This window comes from Enterococcus sp. E4-150 (assembly GCF_035726465.1).
GTDB classification, from domain to species: domain Bacteria; phylum Bacillota; class Bacilli; order Lactobacillales; family Enterococcaceae; genus Enterococcus_B; species Enterococcus_B faecium.
The window spans coordinates 1-16082 of record NZ_JAPRGK010000003.1 but is presented as its reverse complement, the minus strand read 5'-3'; the positions used below and the strand labels follow the sequence as shown (position 1 = coordinate 16082).

General features: G+C 36.3%; 17 protein-coding genes, 1 other RNA gene and 1 pseudogene. 14 read left to right on the top strand and 5 right to left on the bottom strand.

Annotation, left to right across the window (positions count from 1 at the left end; all coding sequences use genetic code 11):
• Positions 1 to 67: 67 nt before the first annotated feature.
• Together OZ002_RS03505 and OZ002_RS03500 are read left to right on the top strand one after the other, a co-directional pair.
• Positions 68 to 406 (top strand): zinc ribbon domain-containing protein YjdM, encoded by a 339-nt coding sequence (locus OZ002_RS03505; RefSeq protein ID WP_002287137.1) that lies wholly within the window; start codon positions 68 to 70, stop codon positions 404 to 406.
• A gap of 78 nt (positions 407 to 484) precedes the next feature.
• Positions 485 to 1192 carry a zinc metallopeptidase gene (locus tag OZ002_RS03500; RefSeq protein ID WP_002287139.1) on the top strand — a complete coding sequence of 236 codons (708 nt, stop codon included), beginning with the start codon at positions 485 to 487 and terminating at the stop codon, positions 1190 to 1192.
• Between the two features lie 102 nt (positions 1193 to 1294).
• Here the strand turns inward: OZ002_RS03500 and OZ002_RS03495 are convergent.
• A pseudogene (locus OZ002_RS03495) lies at positions 1295 to 2776 on the bottom strand (helix-turn-helix domain-containing protein).
• Between the two features lie 309 nt (positions 2777 to 3085).
• On the opposite strand from OZ002_RS03495, the gene OZ002_RS03490 reads away from it, so the two are divergent.
• The 3 genes from OZ002_RS03490 to OZ002_RS03480 all read left to right on the top strand — a co-directional run bounded on the left by OZ002_RS03490 (position 3086) and on the right by OZ002_RS03480 (position 5472).
• Positions 3086 to 3622, top strand: a complete 537-nt coding sequence (locus OZ002_RS03490) for a TetR/AcrR family transcriptional regulator (protein WP_002307271.1) — start codon at positions 3086 to 3088, stop codon at positions 3620 to 3622.
• Positions 3623 to 3699: 77 nt separating this feature from the next.
• On the top strand, positions 3700 to 5070 hold the full coding sequence (locus OZ002_RS03485; RefSeq protein WP_002287145.1) for an RsmF rRNA methyltransferase first C-terminal domain-containing protein: 1371 nt from the start codon (positions 3700 to 3702) through the stop codon (positions 5068 to 5070).
• Positions 5071 to 5136: 66 nt separating this feature from the next.
• Complete coding sequence (locus tag OZ002_RS03480; protein WP_002287147.1) at positions 5137 to 5472, top strand: hypothetical protein; 336 nt, start codon at positions 5137 to 5139, stop codon at positions 5470 to 5472.
• An 80-nt stretch (positions 5473 to 5552) separates the two neighbouring features.
• On the opposite strand, the gene OZ002_RS03475 is transcribed toward OZ002_RS03480, so the two are convergent.
• Complete coding sequence (locus tag OZ002_RS03475; protein WP_002318467.1) at positions 5553 to 6410, bottom strand: helix-turn-helix domain-containing protein; 858 nt, start codon at positions 6408 to 6410, stop codon at positions 5553 to 5555.
• A 106-nt stretch (positions 6411 to 6516) separates the two neighbouring features.
• On the opposite strand from OZ002_RS03475, the gene tadA reads away from it, so the two are divergent.
• The 6 genes from tadA (at position 6517) to OZ002_RS03445 (ending at position 10882) form a co-directional block, all read left to right on the top strand.
• A complete protein-coding gene (gene tadA / locus OZ002_RS03470; RefSeq protein ID WP_002287154.1) occupies positions 6517 to 7032 on the top strand; it encodes a tRNA adenosine(34) deaminase TadA in 516 nt (171 codons plus the stop codon).
• A 21-nt stretch (positions 7033 to 7053) separates the two neighbouring features.
• Positions 7054 to 7140, top strand: an RNA gene (gene ffs / locus OZ002_RS03465) — signal recognition particle sRNA small type.
• Between the two features lie 209 nt (positions 7141 to 7349).
• Positions 7350 to 8735 carry a bifunctional metallophosphatase/5'-nucleotidase gene (locus OZ002_RS03460; protein WP_002307275.1) on the top strand — a complete coding sequence of 462 codons (1386 nt, stop codon included), beginning with the start codon at positions 7350 to 7352 and terminating at the stop codon, positions 8733 to 8735.
• 36 nt (positions 8736 to 8771) lie between these two features.
• Positions 8772 to 9449, top strand: coding sequence for a YutD family protein (locus OZ002_RS03455; RefSeq protein ID WP_002287156.1), 678 nt, complete (start codon positions 8772 to 8774; stop codon positions 9447 to 9449).
• Between the two features lie 7 nt (positions 9450 to 9456).
• Entirely contained in the window at positions 9457 to 10221 is a 765-nt protein-coding gene (locus OZ002_RS03450) for a TIGR01457 family HAD-type hydrolase (protein WP_002287159.1), read from the top strand.
• Position 10222: 1 nt separating this feature from the next.
• Positions 10223 to 10882 (top strand): TIGR01906 family membrane protein, encoded by a 660-nt coding sequence (locus OZ002_RS03445; protein WP_002287161.1) that lies wholly within the window; start codon positions 10223 to 10225, stop codon positions 10880 to 10882.
• Positions 10883 to 10911: 29 nt separating this feature from the next.
• On the opposite strand, the gene OZ002_RS03440 is transcribed toward OZ002_RS03445, so the two are convergent.
• The gene (locus OZ002_RS03440; RefSeq protein ID WP_002287163.1) at positions 10912 to 11421 is read right to left on the bottom strand and encodes a phosphatidylglycerophosphatase A family protein; all 510 of its coding nucleotides are present in this window, start codon (positions 11419 to 11421) and stop codon (positions 10912 to 10914) included.
• Between the two features lie 115 nt (positions 11422 to 11536).
• Positions 11537 to 12535, bottom strand: a complete 999-nt coding sequence (locus tag OZ002_RS03435) for an NAD(P)/FAD-dependent oxidoreductase (RefSeq protein WP_002296073.1) — start codon at positions 12533 to 12535, stop codon at positions 11537 to 11539.
• 200 nt (positions 12536 to 12735) lie between these two features.
• Here OZ002_RS03435 and OZ002_RS03430 point away from each other — a divergent pair, with 200 nt between their 5' ends.
• The gene (locus OZ002_RS03430; RefSeq protein ID WP_002287167.1) at positions 12736 to 13320 is read left to right on the top strand and encodes a peptidylprolyl isomerase; all 585 of its coding nucleotides are present in this window, start codon (positions 12736 to 12738) and stop codon (positions 13318 to 13320) included.
• A gap of 76 nt (positions 13321 to 13396) precedes the next feature.
• Here the strand turns inward: OZ002_RS03430 and OZ002_RS03425 are convergent, their stop codons facing one another.
• The gene (locus tag OZ002_RS03425; RefSeq protein ID WP_002296072.1) at positions 13397 to 14572 is read right to left on the bottom strand and encodes a MalY/PatB family protein; all 1176 of its coding nucleotides are present in this window, start codon (positions 14570 to 14572) and stop codon (positions 13397 to 13399) included.
• A gap of 81 nt (positions 14573 to 14653) precedes the next feature.
• On the opposite strand from OZ002_RS03425, the gene OZ002_RS03420 reads away from it, so the two are divergent.
• Both OZ002_RS03420 and OZ002_RS03415 read left to right on the top strand, forming a co-directional pair.
• On the top strand, positions 14654 to 15034 hold the full coding sequence (locus OZ002_RS03420) for a CvfD/Ygs/GSP13 family RNA-binding post-transcriptional regulator (protein WP_002287231.1): 381 nt from the start codon (positions 14654 to 14656) through the stop codon (positions 15032 to 15034).
• A gap of 73 nt (positions 15035 to 15107) precedes the next feature.
• Entirely contained in the window at positions 15108 to 15470 is a 363-nt protein-coding gene (locus OZ002_RS03415) for a hypothetical protein (RefSeq protein ID WP_002287172.1), read from the top strand.
• The last annotated feature ends 612 nt before the right edge of the window (positions 15471 to 16082 follow it).

The following is a 16082-nucleotide window of genomic DNA, read 5'->3' as shown; positions in this document are numbered from 1 at the left end:
GTATCTTTTCAAGATCTTCTTTTTCCGTTACAATAGTGCTCACTAAAGATTTTAAAGGAGAAAGAAGATGACATTACCAAATTGCCCAGAATGTGGCTCAGAGTACACATATGAAGATCGAGGCTTGTTGATTTGCCCAGAATGCGGGAACGAATGGAACAAAGAAGAACAAGAAACTGTCATAGAAGACGGATTAGTGGTATTAGATGCAAATGGAAACCGTCTGTTAGAGGGCGATAGCGTGACAGTGATTAAAGACTTGAAAGTAAAAGGTGCGTCAGGTGCCATTAAACAAGGAACAAAAGTCAAGAACATCCGATTAGTAGAAGGCGATCATAATATCGATTGCAAGGTAGAAGGATTTGGACCGATGAAACTGAAATCGGAATTTGTGAAAAAGAATTAAAGAATATTCAAGGTCTTTTCACATTCTTTTCCTACTACTAATGATAAAATAAAGTAAACGAAAAGGAGTGAAACGAAAATGTATGGTTATGGAATGTATGGTTTTTTAGATCCGACATTTCTTTTGGTCATTCTTGGATTAGTTATTTCCGGAATTGCGTCAGCGTACGTCAATAGTACTTTCCGAAAATACGATCAAGTGAGAAGCAAAAACAATGTGACTGGTACACAAGCAGCACAATATATATTACAAAGTCAACAGATAAATAATGTCGGTGTTCAACAAATTGCCGGAGATCTCACAGATAACTACAATTCAGGTAATAAGATGTTGAGTTTGTCTCAAGCAACTGCACAGTCTACTTCAGTTGCTGCGATAGGTGTAGCAGCTCATGAATGCGGACATGCGGTACAAGATGCTTCGGGTTATGTCCCATTGAAGATTCGTGCAGCACTTGTTCCAGCAGCTAACTTTGGTTCGATGATTTCGTTCCCCTTGATTATGGTAGGTGTATTGCTTAGCTGGAACTCTACGTTAATCAATATCGGGATTTTCGCTTTTTCTTTAGCATTACTTTTCCAATTGGTGACATTACCAGTCGAATTTAACGCGTCTCGGCGAGCAATCCAAATTTTGAGTGAAGGCGGACTACTGACGGAAGAAGAAGTACCGATGGCAAGACACGTATTATTTGCAGCAGCACTGACTTATGTTGCAGCAGCGCTTTCGACATTCCTGCAGCTGTTGCGCTTGATCTTATTGTTCGGCGGCAACCGAAGAGATTAAAATAAAGAAGTTGTGAAATCAGCGCTTTGATCTGAGCTAATACCGAGAGTTAGCTGATTGAATACCATTTATTTGGAATAAGAGGATGTGACAAGAATTTTGTCACATCCTCTTTGTTTTGTTCTCATAACCTTTTTTCATATACAGTTCATGAACCGCTTTTATTAACTCGCCAAATAACACTGTATTGTGCGTTGTATCCAGATAGAAAGTCTCCGTTTCATCTGAAATTTTCTCATGCTGATCTGTAATGATCAAATCAGCATGTTCTGAATATGCGGTAATTTTAACAGCATCTTTGAGAAATAACTGCTGCAAATGGCTTTGAAGATGATAATTTCCTGTAAACTGTTTGGTTATCTGTAAATGGATGAGTAACTGCTCTTTCGTTTCTGTTTGTAGTAAGTGTTGGATCAATTGACTAAGGTATTGACTGATTTGGTTTCTTTCCCCATTTTTTGAAAAAATTGTATCGATTTTTTCTCTTAAGTTCTTTTCCTGTATAAAAGAACTAGAATGATTGGACGTGGCTTCTGGAAAGCAAAGTGTAGAAAAACTACTGCTGGATTCACCCAACAGTTCGAAAAAAACAACTGCCAACACAAGAAAATAAAAATAAATTGGTATTTTATTTTCTAAATGGTTGAGAGGAAACTGTTGAGTTAAGTAAGTCATCAATTGACCGACTTGTCGACAAATAAGGTTTTTGCTTGTGGAAAATAAGAAACCAATCTCCTGTTTTTGTCGAAAAGAGATTTGATTTGGAAAAAAACAATAGAAAAAATAATTAAAGTAGGCTCTCTCTGTTTCTGTCTCTTCACAAGGACAACTCACTGAAAAAGAAGTAAATTATTCTGAATAATCATGTGTATGCTGCAATAAGTCCATCAATTCAGTGATTTCAGAAGAAGTTTTTGGAAAATATGCCTGTTGTTTGTTTCGTAATATGAATAAAGTTAACAGCAAGTAGATATTTTTTTCTTGTTTTGAAATTTTTTCTATTTGCTCATCTGTACTGTTCATTTTTAGTGCATTTAATTCAAGTGAGGAAAATGGCCAATCGTTACCTCCAAATGTATCTGAAAGAAAAAAGTAAAGATAGAGACGGATAGATAACTCATTTCCTTCAAGAGTACAGCAATTTTTTACAGATAGGATCCGTAAATGGAATTTTTTTAAGGAATGATTGAGCTGTTTTGTCAGTTTTTCGAGATAGGAGGGCGATATATAAAGTTGTTCAAGTAAATATTTTTTTGGTACAGCAGTTTGTGGATAATTGATTAGTAACATCAAATAGTTAAAACGATTGGATTCTTTTAGGTAGCATAATTTTAACTTAGAAAAAACAGCTAACTTTTTAGTTTGATCGGTTTCTTTGGTTTGGATCTCTCCTTTATGATTAGAATAAATAAATTCATCAATCAATAAAAATTGCTTGAGTGATACATTTATTTTTCGGATCAGTTCTTTGATTGTCCGTTTTGGAATATGTAAGTCATTGGATAATTCTTGTAAAGAACAATTATTTTTTTGAATGACCATTTGTAGAACAAGTAACTCTTTTTTTCTTGCTTCAATTAGCATAAATACCTCCTTTTTATTCTGTTTTTGTATATAGTTAGACAAAAACTGTGAATGGAAAGTCATTTCAGTCTGTGTTATTCTCACAGAGTGTCGCCTTCTTTTTTATATAACGTTATTTAATTTTTTTGTTACCTTGTTTATTCTATTGTTTATTTCCTAGGGCATTTTGTCAAGATATTCTTGTTTTTAAGGCGAAAAAATTGATTTTTAATGGATATAACTAAATATATTTTGATAATTATCAATAGCATTTTTTATAATTATTTATGTTATTTATTTATGGGTAGATGAAAAGAGACGGAGGTAAGAATGATGGGGAGAGTAACAAATTATAGTAAAGAATATTTGCTGTTCAAAAGTATGGTATACGTGGAAGAATATGGAATGAAGTCAATTACTGCAAGAGAGTTAGCAGAGTTCTGCGGTTGTTCTACATACCCGATTTATACACATTTCAAATCAATCAGCGGGTTAAAAGAGAAGATATTAGAAGAAATCACTGTTTATTTTGAAAACTACTTAGCTGAATGCAGTTCCGATGATGTTTTAAGCATTGTCTACTTATTGAAAGATTTTTTTTCTATCCATGAAAGTATTCGTGAAATCATTGCAAAATCTGATTTAGACATGGATTCGCTATTTAAGCGGCCATTTTTCTCATATGTCAAAGGTCACACGAAGATCAAAGAAGAAAAGTCGCTTGAATTGGTATGGCTTAATGCATTGGGAAGTTTGCGCTCAGATGATTCTTCTCAAGATTTTCTTGAAATGATGAACGCTGTTGGGGATAAAAACGAGGTGACGGATGAATACTTGGAAAATATCTTAAAGGAACAGTCACCTTAGGCAGCAACATGAAAAAGTAGATCAGCCACCTTTATTTTTCGTAAAAAAGATTGTAAAATGTCTAACGAAACATTGGAATGAAGGAGGAAGCGACAACGTTACCACAGCAATTTATCAAAAAATATCGTCTTCTTTTAGGCGAAGAAGCATCCGATTTTTTTTCTGCGCTTGAACAAGGAAGCGTGAAAAAAGGATTTCGGTGGAATCCACTAAAACCGGCAGGATTGGACATGGTCCAAACTTACCATAGCGAAGAATTACAACCCGCTCCCTACAGTAATGAGGGATTTCTTGGCACTGTCAATGGAAAGTCTTTCCTCCATCAAGCTGGGTATGAATATAGCCAAGAACCAAGTGCAATGATCGTTGGAACAGCTGCTGCAGCAAAACCCGGTGAAAAAGTTTTGGATTTGTGTGCGGCTCCCGGTGGTAAATCAACCCAATTAGCTGCTCAAATGAAGGGGAAAGGGTTATTAGTGACGAATGAGATCTTTCCGAAACGTGCGAAGATTTTATCAGAAAATATAGAACGATGGGGAGTTTCGAACGCAATAGTGACAAATCATGCACCCGCAGAACTTGTCCCTCATTTTTCGGGCTTTTTTGATCGGATCGTGGTTGATGCTCCTTGTTCAGGAGAAGGAATGTTCCGAAAAGATCCAAATGCAATAAAAGAGTGGACAGAAGAATCTCCGCTATACTGTCAAAAACGTCAGCAAGAGATTTTGTCTTCAGCAATAAAAATGCTAAAAAATAAAGGACAACTGATTTATTCGACTTGTACGTTTGCACCAGAAGAAAATGAAGAGATCATTAGCTGGCTTGTAGAAAATTATCCAGTAACGATTGAGGAGATTCCTTTGACTCAATCCGTTAGTTCAGGACGTTCTGAATGGGGAAGCGTAGCTGGTTTGGAAAAAACAATACGTATATGGCCTCATAAAGATCAGGGTGAAGGACATTTTGTTGCAAAGCTGACTTTTCATGGACAAAATCAGATGCATAAAGAAAAGAAGACACGAAAAAAAAGTAAAGTGCAAATGACAAAAGAGCAGGAAAAACTCTGGACGGAGTTTTCAAATGATTTTCATTATGAAGCTACTGGAAGACTTTTAGTGTTCAACGACCATCTTTGGGAAGTTCCTGAGTTAGCCCCTTCTCTCGATGGTTTAAAAGTCGTACGTACAGGTTTGCATTTAGGAGATTTCAAAAAGAATCGATTTGAACCTAGCTATGCATTAGCGCTTGCTACAAAAAAGATAGAGAATATACCTTGCTTGCCGATCACTCAAAAGGAATGGCAATCTTACACAGCAGGAGAAACATTTCAACGTGATGGGAATCAAGGATGGGTTTTGCTAGTATTAGATAAGATACCTGTCGGATTTGGGAAACAAGTAAAAGGAACAGTAAAGAACTTTTTCCCTAAAGGATTGAGATTTCACTGAGTGGATTAGTTCGTTTATTTTTTTGTCTATGCTATGATGGAGATAGATAAAAAGGAGCTGATACTTATGAAAACATCAACAAAAGTAACAATCGGATTAAGCGTAGCAGCCGCTGCCAGTGTAGCGACAGCAGTCGTTGTATCGGGAAAAGTAATGGAAAAGATCCATCATATGACTACTCGGACGAAAGTAAAAAAATTCGTCTATGACAAATTTGATGGAAATGAAAAATTACTAGAAATCGTAGATGGTCTTTCAGATAGTGACTTGGATTCTTTGATGGGAATGTTAGCAAAAATCAAATCAGGAAAAAAGAAAATCTCTGTTTATGGTGATTCGATCAAAGATTCAACCGAAGATGTAAAAGACCGGCTAATGCATTTTGTTGAAAAAATGATGTAAGAGAAACTAGCTTTTGAACACTATTCATTCGAAATAAGGGGTTGTGACAAAATTATTGTCACAACCCCTTTAATCTATCTTTAATTATGTTCATGAATCAATAAAAGATAGCAAAACAGTAAATCGTTGGCTTTTTTTAGATTGAAACCAGACTGTTCTTGAAATTTTTCGATTCGATATTTTAGAGTATTACGATGAAGAAACAGTGTTTTTGCAGCAGAGCTGACATTGCCTAATTCATTCCATAATTCTTGAATGATCACTTCCATTTCATTTTGTTTGATCAGTTCTATGTAACTTTTGATCAACTTACTATCTTTTACAGTATCTTTTGTATAGTAATGTAAAGCCACATCTTGCATAGAAAAAGTACGGCTGTGAGTATAAAGATTGTTTTGCTCTGTTAAAAAAATTTTTCTTTCTTCAGCAAACAAAGGGACGAGGTCGGTGCCAGGTGAATGGAAAGAACCAACGAATACAGACGTTGTCGTATCAAAATCAGCATCTAAAGATAGAAAAATACCGTTGATTTCAGTAGCATCAAGATAATCACGGTTTATTTGTTCGACTAAGAGCGCATCTGTGTCTGTATAAAAAAAGAAATCAGAAGAATAGCGAAATAATTCCAAAATAGTATCTTGCCATTCTTTTTTTAAGAATTCTCCTTTTGATTCGACGTGAAGCTGGATCAAACGAAAACTTTTTTCTTGAACACAAGAAGCATCTTTAAAAAGATATTGATACCATGGGTGTTTTTTTTGATCGTTGATTACAGGGAATAACGCTTTCAAAAGGCTGGTTTCTTGTTGAGATAATGAATCTTGTTTGATCCAGATAAAAGCATCATCAATTGCAAAAGAAAGGATATCCGCTTCTGATGCTGGAGAGTTTTTTTTCTGTGCTTGTGGGTAAAGAGCAAGTAATTTATCCATTTTCATCTTGTTCACCTCTTGTATTTATTTTACCATAGAAAAAAAAGTTAGTTACAGCCTTTTTATCATATGCTAAAGTAAAACAAGAAAAAACAAAGGCAGGGAAGGGTAATTGGTAAATACAAATCTTGATGCAGTAGAAAAAGAAAAATGGATGCGCCTTGCATTGGCAGAAGCAAAGAAAGCAGAAATGCTTCATGAAGTTCCGATTGGAGCAGTGGTTGTATTGGATGGAAAAGTGATTGGAAGAGGATATAACCTTAGAGAAACCACGCAAGATGCTACTACACATGCAGAAATGCTTGCAATCAAGGAAGCCTGTGAAAAAGTGGGAAGCTGGCGCTTGGAAGATGCCGCACTTTTTGTTACCTTAGAGCCTTGTCCTATGTGCAGCGGCGCGATGATTTTGTCTCGTGTAGCAGAAGTTTATTTCGGTGCGTATGATCCAAAAGGCGGAACAGCCGGTACCTTGATGAATCTTTTGGAGGACGAGCGGTTTAACCACCAAGCATATGTAGAAGGTGGCATTTTAGAAGACGAATGTGGGATGATTTTGACTGACTTTTTCCGAAAGCTCCGCCAGCGAAAAAAGAAATTAAAAAAAGACTGGTCAACGAATGAAAAATAAGGTATACTATTCTTTGCCGAAAGGCTAGGACAATGGTGGGCTTGTGAAGCGTGTCAGGTCTGGAAGGAAGCAGCACTAAGCAGGTTCCGCCATGTGTCTGATTATAATGAAACGGCAACAGACTTTCGGGTCTGTTTTTTTTTATTTTTATAGTACTGTAAAAATGAATGTTCCTGATTTTTTAGCCAGACTGATTTATCGAATATTGTACTTATACAATTTGCTTCAAGGCAGGAAAAACTCTGAAATAGAGCTTGTTTCAATGGAAGAAAAAGCTGCCTATGGTATGATAAAGATAAAGAGAGGCGAGAGGGTACATGGAAAAAATAGTGATTTTACATACGAATGATCTGCATTCTCATTTAGAAAATTGGCCAAGGATCAGAAGGTTTTTGGATCAACGTAAACGAGAAAACGAAAAGAAAGAAAAAACGACAACGATTGCAGTAGATCTAGGTGATTTTGTGGATCGTTGGCATCCATTGTCAGAAGCAACGAATGGACAGGAAAATATCTTGCTGATGAATGAAGTTGGTTATGATGCAGCGACGATAGGAAACAATGAAGGCGTAGGAAATTCCAAAGAAGAGCTGAATCATTTATACGATCATGCTGAGTTTGATATCATCCTGGATAACTTATTCGATAAAAATACGCTCCAGCCACCGGCATGGACGAAACCATATAAAATTATTACAACGAAACACCAGACGAAAATCGGACTAATTGCATTTACTGCTCCATTTCCGCTTACTTATAATCCGAATGGCTGGGACATACGGAATCCTTATGATATTTTGCCAGAATTAGTCGAAGATTTACGTTCACAAGTGGATGTTTTAGTTTTGATGAGTCATCTCGGGATTCAGGATGATTTCCAAATTGCAAAAGAAATACCAGCAATTGATGTTATTTTAGGATCGCACACCCATCATTTATTCAGAGAAGGTCATGTAATCAATGATGTCCAAATAGCAGCCGCTGGAAAGTACGGGCAGTATGTCGGTGAAGTCCATTTAACCATCGATGAAGAGAAAAAAATCCTTAAGCATTCAGCCAAAGCCATCCCTACCGAAACAATGACAGCTTTTACAGAAGATGAACAAGAAATAAATAGTTATCTAGAACGTGGGCATGAATTATTAAAAGAAAAAGAAGTAGCAGATTTGCCATTTTCTCTGAGTCTAGATATCTTCAATGAGCATTCGTTTATCCAAGTCGCCCTTGAGGCGGTGAAAGAACGAGGAAAGACGGAAGCAGCAATATTAAACAGTGGTCTGTTTTTAACTGAAATTCCAAAAGGGCGGGTCAATCAGGATCAGCTTCACACTGCGTTGCCACATCCGATGCACTTGTTAAATGTCACATTGGGTGGAAATGATCTGATTCGCTTAGTTTTAGAAATAGAAAAAAATCGTAACTTTTTACGTAACTATCCTATGAAGGGAATGGGATTTCGCGGTAAGATTTTTGGGCAGATGGTCTATAATGGAATCACATATGATTCTATTAACCATCAAGTCTTTTGGAAGAACAAGCCAATCGATCTGAATAAAAATTATACTTTTACTACCGTAGATCATTTGATGTTTGTTCCATTTTTTCCAACGATTGAGATTGCTGGAAAAAATGAATTTTTGTTCCCTGAATTTATCCGAAGTGTGGTAGGAGATTACTTGAAAGCTCACTACCCAATCAAATAAAAACAAGGTATAATAAAAAAGATAGGTGGTGAACGCATGTCTGCAAAACAAAATGAACAGCAGAACGTTGAGCATAAAACAGAAATTGCTAAGAAAAAATCATCAGCTGAACAGGAAACAACAGTCACCGAAGAACTGACAGCTGCTTTGGAAGAAATCGTTGAGGAGCCTAAAGCAGAAAAAGTCAAAGGCGAGCTAGTGACACTGTTAGATGACAGTAATTTTTTGATAGGTGAAAGACATTATCGGCTTGTGTCCGATTATCGTGAAGGATTTAATGCAGAAAAGCTTGGAGAACGTTACAGTGATGTACTAGCCCGATATGATTATATCGTAGGAGATTGGGGTTATGAACAACTACGCCTAAAAGGATTTTTCCAAGCGGATAATCGACGGGCGCATCCAGATCAGCGAATCGATTCCTTGGAAGACTATCTTTACGAATATTGCAATTTTGGTTGTGCGTATTTTGTCATCGAGAGAATCGGCGGTAAAAAAGAAAAGACAACTCAGCGCCGAAAAAAGAAAAAAAACCATAATCGTGCGTATATCGATGAGAAAAAAGGACCAGTCGCATCTAATCGCAAAAAACCGGTTATTAAAAATCGAAAAACAGAGTCAGCAAAAACCTCTGAAAAAGTAAAAAAACAAGAACAACCTAAACAAGTAGAAAAAACAAAAACAGCATTTACGATAAGAAAAAGGGAAGAGTAGTGGATGAATGGACTATAAAGGATATTTAATTGATTTAGACGGAACGATTTATCGTGGGACACAACCCATACCGGCCGGTAAACGATTTGTGGAAGAATTGCAAAAAAGAAAATTACCTTTCTTGTTTGTTACCAATAACACGACTAAGTCACCAGAAACAGTAGCTAATCGTCTAGCAGATGAGTTTGACATTCATGTAGCTCCAGAGACAGTCTACACAGCTACTTTGGCAACAATCGATTTTATGAAAGCAGATGGAAAAGGGAAAAAAGTCTATGTTATCGGAGAAGCAGGATTGATTGACTTGATTTTAGCTGCCGGATTTACATGGGAAGAAGAGGCTCCTGACTATGTAGTGGTAGGCTTAGATAATTATCTGACCTATGAAAAAGTAGTTAAAGCAACACTTGCTATTCAAAAAGGTGCTACTTTCATTGGAACGAACCCAGATAAGAATATACCTACTGAACGCGGCCTTCTTCCTGGAGCAGGGTCAGTCATCTCTTTTGTAGAGACAGCAACCCAAACGCCGCCGATCTACATCGGAAAACCAGAAGCCATCATTATGGATAAAGCCGTTGAAGTATTAGGGCTGCAAAAAGAAGAAGTAATCATGGTTGGAGATAACTATGAAACAGATATCCAAGCTGGGATACGCAATAATATAGATACTTTGCTCGTTTTATCAGGTTTTACAAAAGAAGAAGATGTACCTGGGTTGCCTATCCCAGCTACCTATGTGAAACAATCACTGGATGAATGGAGCTTCTAATATGAAAAATTCGAGATGGCAGTGGATGGAATATGCTGGATTGTTCAGCCTATTTCTGACACTGATCAGTCTGGCAGTTGGTGTGACGATCAACTTTCGACCACTATACGTATTTGATATCGGACATTTGCAAATTTTGGATTATACTTCTTTAGATCAAGAGACATTACTGAAAAATTTTGATCACCTAATGAATTATCTCAATAATCCCTTCAAAACCATCCTCAGCTTGCCAGATTTCCCAGTTTCTGCTAGCGGAGCCCATCACTTTTATGAAGTGAAAATTTTGTTTTTAGTGGATTATGCTGTGTTTTTCATCACTTTGATCCCGAGTATTTTGTTTATCAAATATTTGCAAAAGAATGATCGGCTTTGGCGGTTGATTCGTCCGTTTCAAATCGGCATGTTACTGCCAGTTGTTTTCGGTTTTTTCATGATGATAGGATTTGATCGCTTTTTTATCCTTTTTCATGAAACGTTTTTCAACAACGATGACTGGTTATTCGATCCCGTTACTGATCCAATCATCAATGTACTTCCAGAAGAATTTTTCATGCATAGCTTTATCTTATTTTTTGTATTATTAGAATTATTTTTTGCTGTTTTTCTTTTCTTAGGAAAAAATAGCTTGAAACAAACAAAAAAGAAAGAACTCGTCTAAATAGACGTTTTCTTTCTTTTTTTGTTGAATTATTGAGTAAGGCGACTTCTTTTTTCTGGTTCTTTGTGTGCTAATCGACTGGCAGCAGCAGCGGCGATCGCTCCGACGATATCATCTAAGAAGGTATGGACATGAACGCCATCGTGGCTGTTTAGTTCTTTTAAAATACCAGGTTTCACCTTGTCGATATAACCATAATTCGTAAAGCCGATCGTACCGTAAACATTCACGATTGACAAGGCTAGGATCTCATCGATACCGTAAAGGCCTTCGTCATCTTCGATAATATGTTGCAACGGACTCATCAATTTTTTCTTTTCTGCTAATATATCTAATTGGATTCCAGTGATAATGGCGTTATGTACTTCACGCTTTGTTAGCACGCTGTTGACACTTTCAGTACAATCCGCCAAAGTCAAATCAGAAATATAGTCTTTTTGTAAAAACATGACAAGTTGTGCGATATCTTCTACAGTTACGCCACGTTCCTTCAATAGTTCTCTTGCCTTTTCTTCTAAAGTCTCAGTTTTGACGACCATATTATTGCTCCCCCTTTATTTTTTCTTTCTTTCTCTATTTCATGTTAACGGAACATGAAAAAAATGCAAGAAACTGCTTTCGGGTTTAACTTGAAATGCAAAGAGATATAAAAAATCAACTAGGACGAAGATTTTTATCGTATAAGCTTGTGCTGTGACCAGGCTGAGTTCGTTCCTTTGGATTAATATAGTGTAAAGCGTTGTTCACTGCAGTAGGTGCTTCACCGAGCCCAGTAGCAATCAGTTTCACTTTTCCTTCATAGGTACAGATGTCACCAGCTGCATAAACGCCTGGAATAGAAGTAGACATATCTGATTTTACAGTAATGGCATTTCTGGTACTATCAAGTCCCCAAGAAGAAAGATGTTCTAAATTAGAAGAGAATCCATAATTGACGATCAGAGAATCAATCATCAAATCAATCGTCTCGTCACTTTTCACTTTTTTTAACCGGATATCTGTCAGTTCCCCATTATTGCCTGATAATCCATCGATGAGATAGGGAGTAAGCAAGTTGACAGATGAAGATTTCAAGCGTGATACACTATGTTCGTGCGCACGAAATTCCGGGCGACGATGAATCAAGTAAACTTCGCTTGCAATAGGCTCTAACATCAACGCCCAATCGATAGCAGAATCACCACCTCCAGCAATAGCGACTTTTTTTCCAGCATACTTCATCAAATCATTCACGAAATAATCCAATCCGTGGTTTTCAAATGATTCAGCATTATCTAAATTCAATTTTCTTGGCTGGAATGAACCATTTCCTAAAGCTAAAATGACTGCTTTGGAATAATGGATGCCTTTATTTGTAGTAATCTCGATAACTTCGTCTTCACGAGTAAGCGAGAGAACTTCTTCTTTTAAATGGAATGTATGGTTAAAAGTAGTTAATTGTTTTTCTAATTGATCGATTAATTCACTTGCTTTTATTGCTGGATACCCAGGAATATCGTAAATATATTTTTCGGGATACAAAGTTGCTAATTGACCACCAAGTTGAGGTAGACTGTCAATGATTTTTGTTTTAGCTTGGCGCATTCCTGCGTAAAAAGCGGCAAACATCCCTACAGGACCTGCACCGATGATTGTAATGTCATAGATTTCCATAAAAATTCCTCCCTTTTCACACTATAGCAGAATTTAATTGAGAATGCTTCTCAAAAATGTTTGAATTCGAAATCGAAACGGTAAGTTATAGAATGTATCTAGTGATGAAAAATAAAAGAAAACAAATCTAGTATTTTTACGAGAGGTTAGGTATTATGTTATTATTATTATGAAGTATGCAAATATTAGGAGGAAACAATATGGCATTCCCACAACTAGATTTAAAAAGTGAAAAAGGACCAAAAGCTGTTATCAAAACAAACCGTGGTGACATTACTGTTCAATTATTCCCTGAACTAGCACCGAAGACGGTTCAAAATTTCATTGAACTTTCCAAAAAAGGTTATTATGATGGCGTGATTTTTCACCGCGTTATTCCTGATTTCATGATCCAAGGCGGCGATCCAACTGGAACAGGAATGGGTGGCGAAAGTATTTATGGCGAAAGTTTTGAAGATGAATTCAGTCGTGAACTGTTCAACCTTCGCGGAGCTTTATCTATGGCAAATTCAGGTCCAAACACAAACGGAAGCCAATTCTTTATTGTAAATAACACAAATGTGCCAGCTAATATGCTTGGACAACTAGAAGGTGCTGGATTCCCATCAGAAATCATTGAAGCGTATAAAGGTGGCGGAACTCCTTGGCTAGATTTCCGACATACAGTCTTTGGACATGTACTAGAAGGGATGGACACAGTAGATGAAATCGCAAATGTACAACGTGGTCCACAAGACCGACCTGTACATGATGTAGTGATTGAAACAATTGAAATTTCAGAATAGTTTGGTATGGTACGGAGTAATTATGAAAAAGGACGAAACCTAGTAAGGTCTCGTCCTTTTATTTTGAATAAATGATTTAATCGATTGTCTCTAAAGCATACTTGATTCGATTAAGTCCTTCCAGTAAAGTTTCTTCTGGACAAGCAATATTCAAGCGCATATGCCCATGACCGGAAGGACCAAACGTGATGCCAGGATTTAATACGACTTTTCCTTTCCGAACAAGAGTGTTCTCCAATTCTTGGTCGTCTGAAATATAGGCGGTAAAATCTAACCACATTAAGTAAGTTCCTTCAGGGTTCATTATTCTCACTTTCGGAAGATACTGTTCAAAAAACTGATTAACTGTTTGAACATTTTTTTCTAGATAAGGAATCAGTTGGCTTAACCATTCTCCACCCGTCTCATAAGCCGCTTGGGTTCCAATCAGTCCAAAAGTGTTGATTTCGTGCTGTTGGTTCATCACTAAATGTTTTTCAAAATCAGCTTTCATCTCTGGATTTTTGATAAATACCATTGAATTTTTGATTGCAGCTAGATTGAAAGTCTTGGTTGCGGAAGTAAAAGCAACTAGTAGATCATCTAAATTAGGATCAATCGTTAGCATGGAAGTAAATGTATGATCGAATAAAGTTAAATCTTGATGGATCTCGTCACTAAACAGAATCACTTGATGTTTTAAACACAATTCGCTTAACTGTTTCAATTCTTCTTTGCTCCAAACACGCCCTCCAGGATTGTGAGGATTGCATAAAATCATTGCTTTTACATTGTTTTCTTCGATTTTTTTCTCCATGTCAGACAAGTCCATGATGAAATGATTATTTTTTTCTAGCAAAGAACTTCGAACGATGTGACGTTGATTTGTTTCTATAATAGAGGAAAATGGAGGATAAACTGGGTCATGAATCAAAATAGAATCGCCTGGTTTTGTAAAAGTTTGTACTGCTGCAGCTAAACTAGTTAACACACCACTTGTAAAAACGATATTTTCTTTCGTCAACTCCACAGCATGGTGTTGGCGTTCCCAATGAATGATAGCCTGATATAGTTTATCAGACAGAGTGGCATAACCAAAGATTCCATGTTTGATGTATTCACTAAACGCTTTAGCTACCCCACCGGGAGACAAGAAGTCCATATCTGCTACCCACAAAGGAAGTAAGTCATCCATTTGATATGTCTCAGCAATTGCGTCCCATTTTACACTTTCTGTATCTTTTCTTGAAATCTGTTTATCAAATTCGATCATCTTAAGACCTCCAGTCATTTTCGTCGCTTCTTTTTTTGAGCTATTTACAGTATAATGATAAATGCGAAGAGAGGGAAGTAGATGACTTATAAAATTGGACAAATAATTGAAGGAAAAGTGACAGGGATACAGCCTTATGGCGCATTCGTTTCTCTTGATAACGAGACGCAAGGACTTATTCATGTTTCAGAAGTACAATCCGGTTATACGAAAAATATCCATTCATTGTTAAAAGTCGGACAGCCAGTAACAGTTCAGATCATCGACATTGATGAATATTCCAAAAAAATCAGTTTATCTTTAAGAACGTTAGAAAAAACAAATCCAGCTGTTCCATATCGCAGAAAAAGGTATTTCACGAATAAAAATCGTAAGATCGGATTTACCACTATTGCGGAGCAGTTACCTATTTGGATAGAAGAAGCATTATCTGAACTAGAACGGAAAGAAAATAAGAAATAAAAAGTGTATTTTTTCTGAAAATGTGCTAGAATTTTTATGTAAGCCATAGAACAAGTTGATCGAGGTGGAAATTTTGGCAAGCAAAAGAGTTGCTGGTACAATTATGTTGCATTTGGAGGATGGTACTAAAAAATTTTTGGTCCATTCAATTGATGACAAGTTGGAATTTGCGTTAGCGGAACTTTCTGAAGGAAAGACTGGTTTAGCGAATATACTTAATTTCTTAAAAGAAATAGTTCATATCGATGTTAGCAAGATTAGTTTGATGGAATTGACAAATACACATATTAAAGAGGAAAATGTTCCGTTGTTTGTCTTTGAAACTGAACAAAAGAATCAAAGAGAAGAATTAGGCGAAGGATATATTTGGGAAGAACCAGGTCAAATGCGCTCTGTTCTTGGAACTTACGAAGTAGAGGGAGTGCCTTTCTTCTAAAATACAGATTAAGCGAACAAAGAAGTTTGAATTTTTTTCAAACTTCTTTTTTTATTGTTTGGTCCAAAAAATACAATGAAATGTTCTGCTAAAGATAGTTTTTTAGTGCATTTTATTTTCAAAATATGTTGAAAACGGTTGTATAACGAATAATAATAATTGATCGAAAAATCATTTCACAAAGTAATGCTTAATTTATAGTTGACCAAGGAAGAAATACATGATAAATTTAACAGCGTTGATTCTGAAGTGGATGTTATATCACATTACTAAAAAATTTAAAAAATAGTTATTGACATGTTACTAACGACATGATAAGATAACTGAGTCGTTAAAAAAGAACCACTTGCGAAGCTTGATTCTATCGAAAAAAAACTTCAAAAAAGTTCTTGACAAATAACAAACGATAAGTTATGATAAATGAGTTGCTGAAAGATTTCGAAAAACGAAATCGAAAAAAACTTTTAAAAAAGAGTTGACAATCGCTTGTCTCTCTGATATGATATAAAAGTTGCTACGGCAGCCAAAAACGAATCGGGAAACACTCCCGATGAAGTAGACCTTTGAAAACTGAACAAAGTAAGACAAACCAAATGTGTAGGGCGTCTTGAT

Excerpts from the sequence above, each read along its gene's own strand:
- OZ002_RS03445 (WP_002287161.1), top strand. The coding sequence starts at position 10,223 with ATGAAAAATTCGAGATGGCAGTGGATGGAATATGCTGGATTGTTCAGC.
- OZ002_RS03425 (WP_002296072.1), bottom strand. The coding sequence starts at position 14,572 with ATGATCGAATTTGATAAACAGATTTCAAGAAAAGATACAGAAAGTGTA.
- OZ002_RS03485 (WP_002287145.1), top strand. The coding sequence starts at position 3,700 with ATGAAGGAGGAAGCGACAACGTTACCACAGCAATTTATCAAAAAATAT.
- OZ002_RS03505 (WP_002287137.1), top strand. The coding sequence starts at position 68 with ATGACATTACCAAATTGCCCAGAATGTGGCTCAGAGTACACATATGAA.
- OZ002_RS03490 (WP_002307271.1), top strand. The coding sequence starts at position 3,086 with ATGATGGGGAGAGTAACAAATTATAGTAAAGAATATTTGCTGTTCAAA.
- OZ002_RS03460 (WP_002307275.1), top strand. The coding sequence starts at position 7,350 with ATGGAAAAAATAGTGATTTTACATACGAATGATCTGCATTCTCATTTA.
- OZ002_RS03480 (WP_002287147.1), top strand. The coding sequence starts at position 5,137 with ATGAAAACATCAACAAAAGTAACAATCGGATTAAGCGTAGCAGCCGCT.
- OZ002_RS03500 (WP_002287139.1), top strand. The coding sequence starts at position 485 with ATGTATGGTTATGGAATGTATGGTTTTTTAGATCCGACATTTCTTTTG.
- OZ002_RS03430 (WP_002287167.1), top strand. The coding sequence starts at position 12,736 with ATGGCATTCCCACAACTAGATTTAAAAAGTGAAAAAGGACCAAAAGCT.
- OZ002_RS03435 (WP_002296073.1), bottom strand. The coding sequence starts at position 12,535 with ATGGAAATCTATGACATTACAATCATCGGTGCAGGTCCTGTAGGGATG.
- OZ002_RS03475 (WP_002318467.1), bottom strand. The coding sequence starts at position 6,410 with ATGAAAATGGATAAATTACTTGCTCTTTACCCACAAGCACAGAAAAAA.
- OZ002_RS03450 (WP_002287159.1), top strand. The coding sequence starts at position 9,457 with ATGGACTATAAAGGATATTTAATTGATTTAGACGGAACGATTTATCGT.
- OZ002_RS03440 (WP_002287163.1), bottom strand. The coding sequence starts at position 11,421 with ATGGTCGTCAAAACTGAGACTTTAGAAGAAAAGGCAAGAGAACTATTG.
- OZ002_RS03420 (WP_002287231.1), top strand. The coding sequence starts at position 14,654 with ATGACTTATAAAATTGGACAAATAATTGAAGGAAAAGTGACAGGGATA.
- OZ002_RS03455 (WP_002287156.1), top strand. The coding sequence starts at position 8,772 with ATGTCTGCAAAACAAAATGAACAGCAGAACGTTGAGCATAAAACAGAA.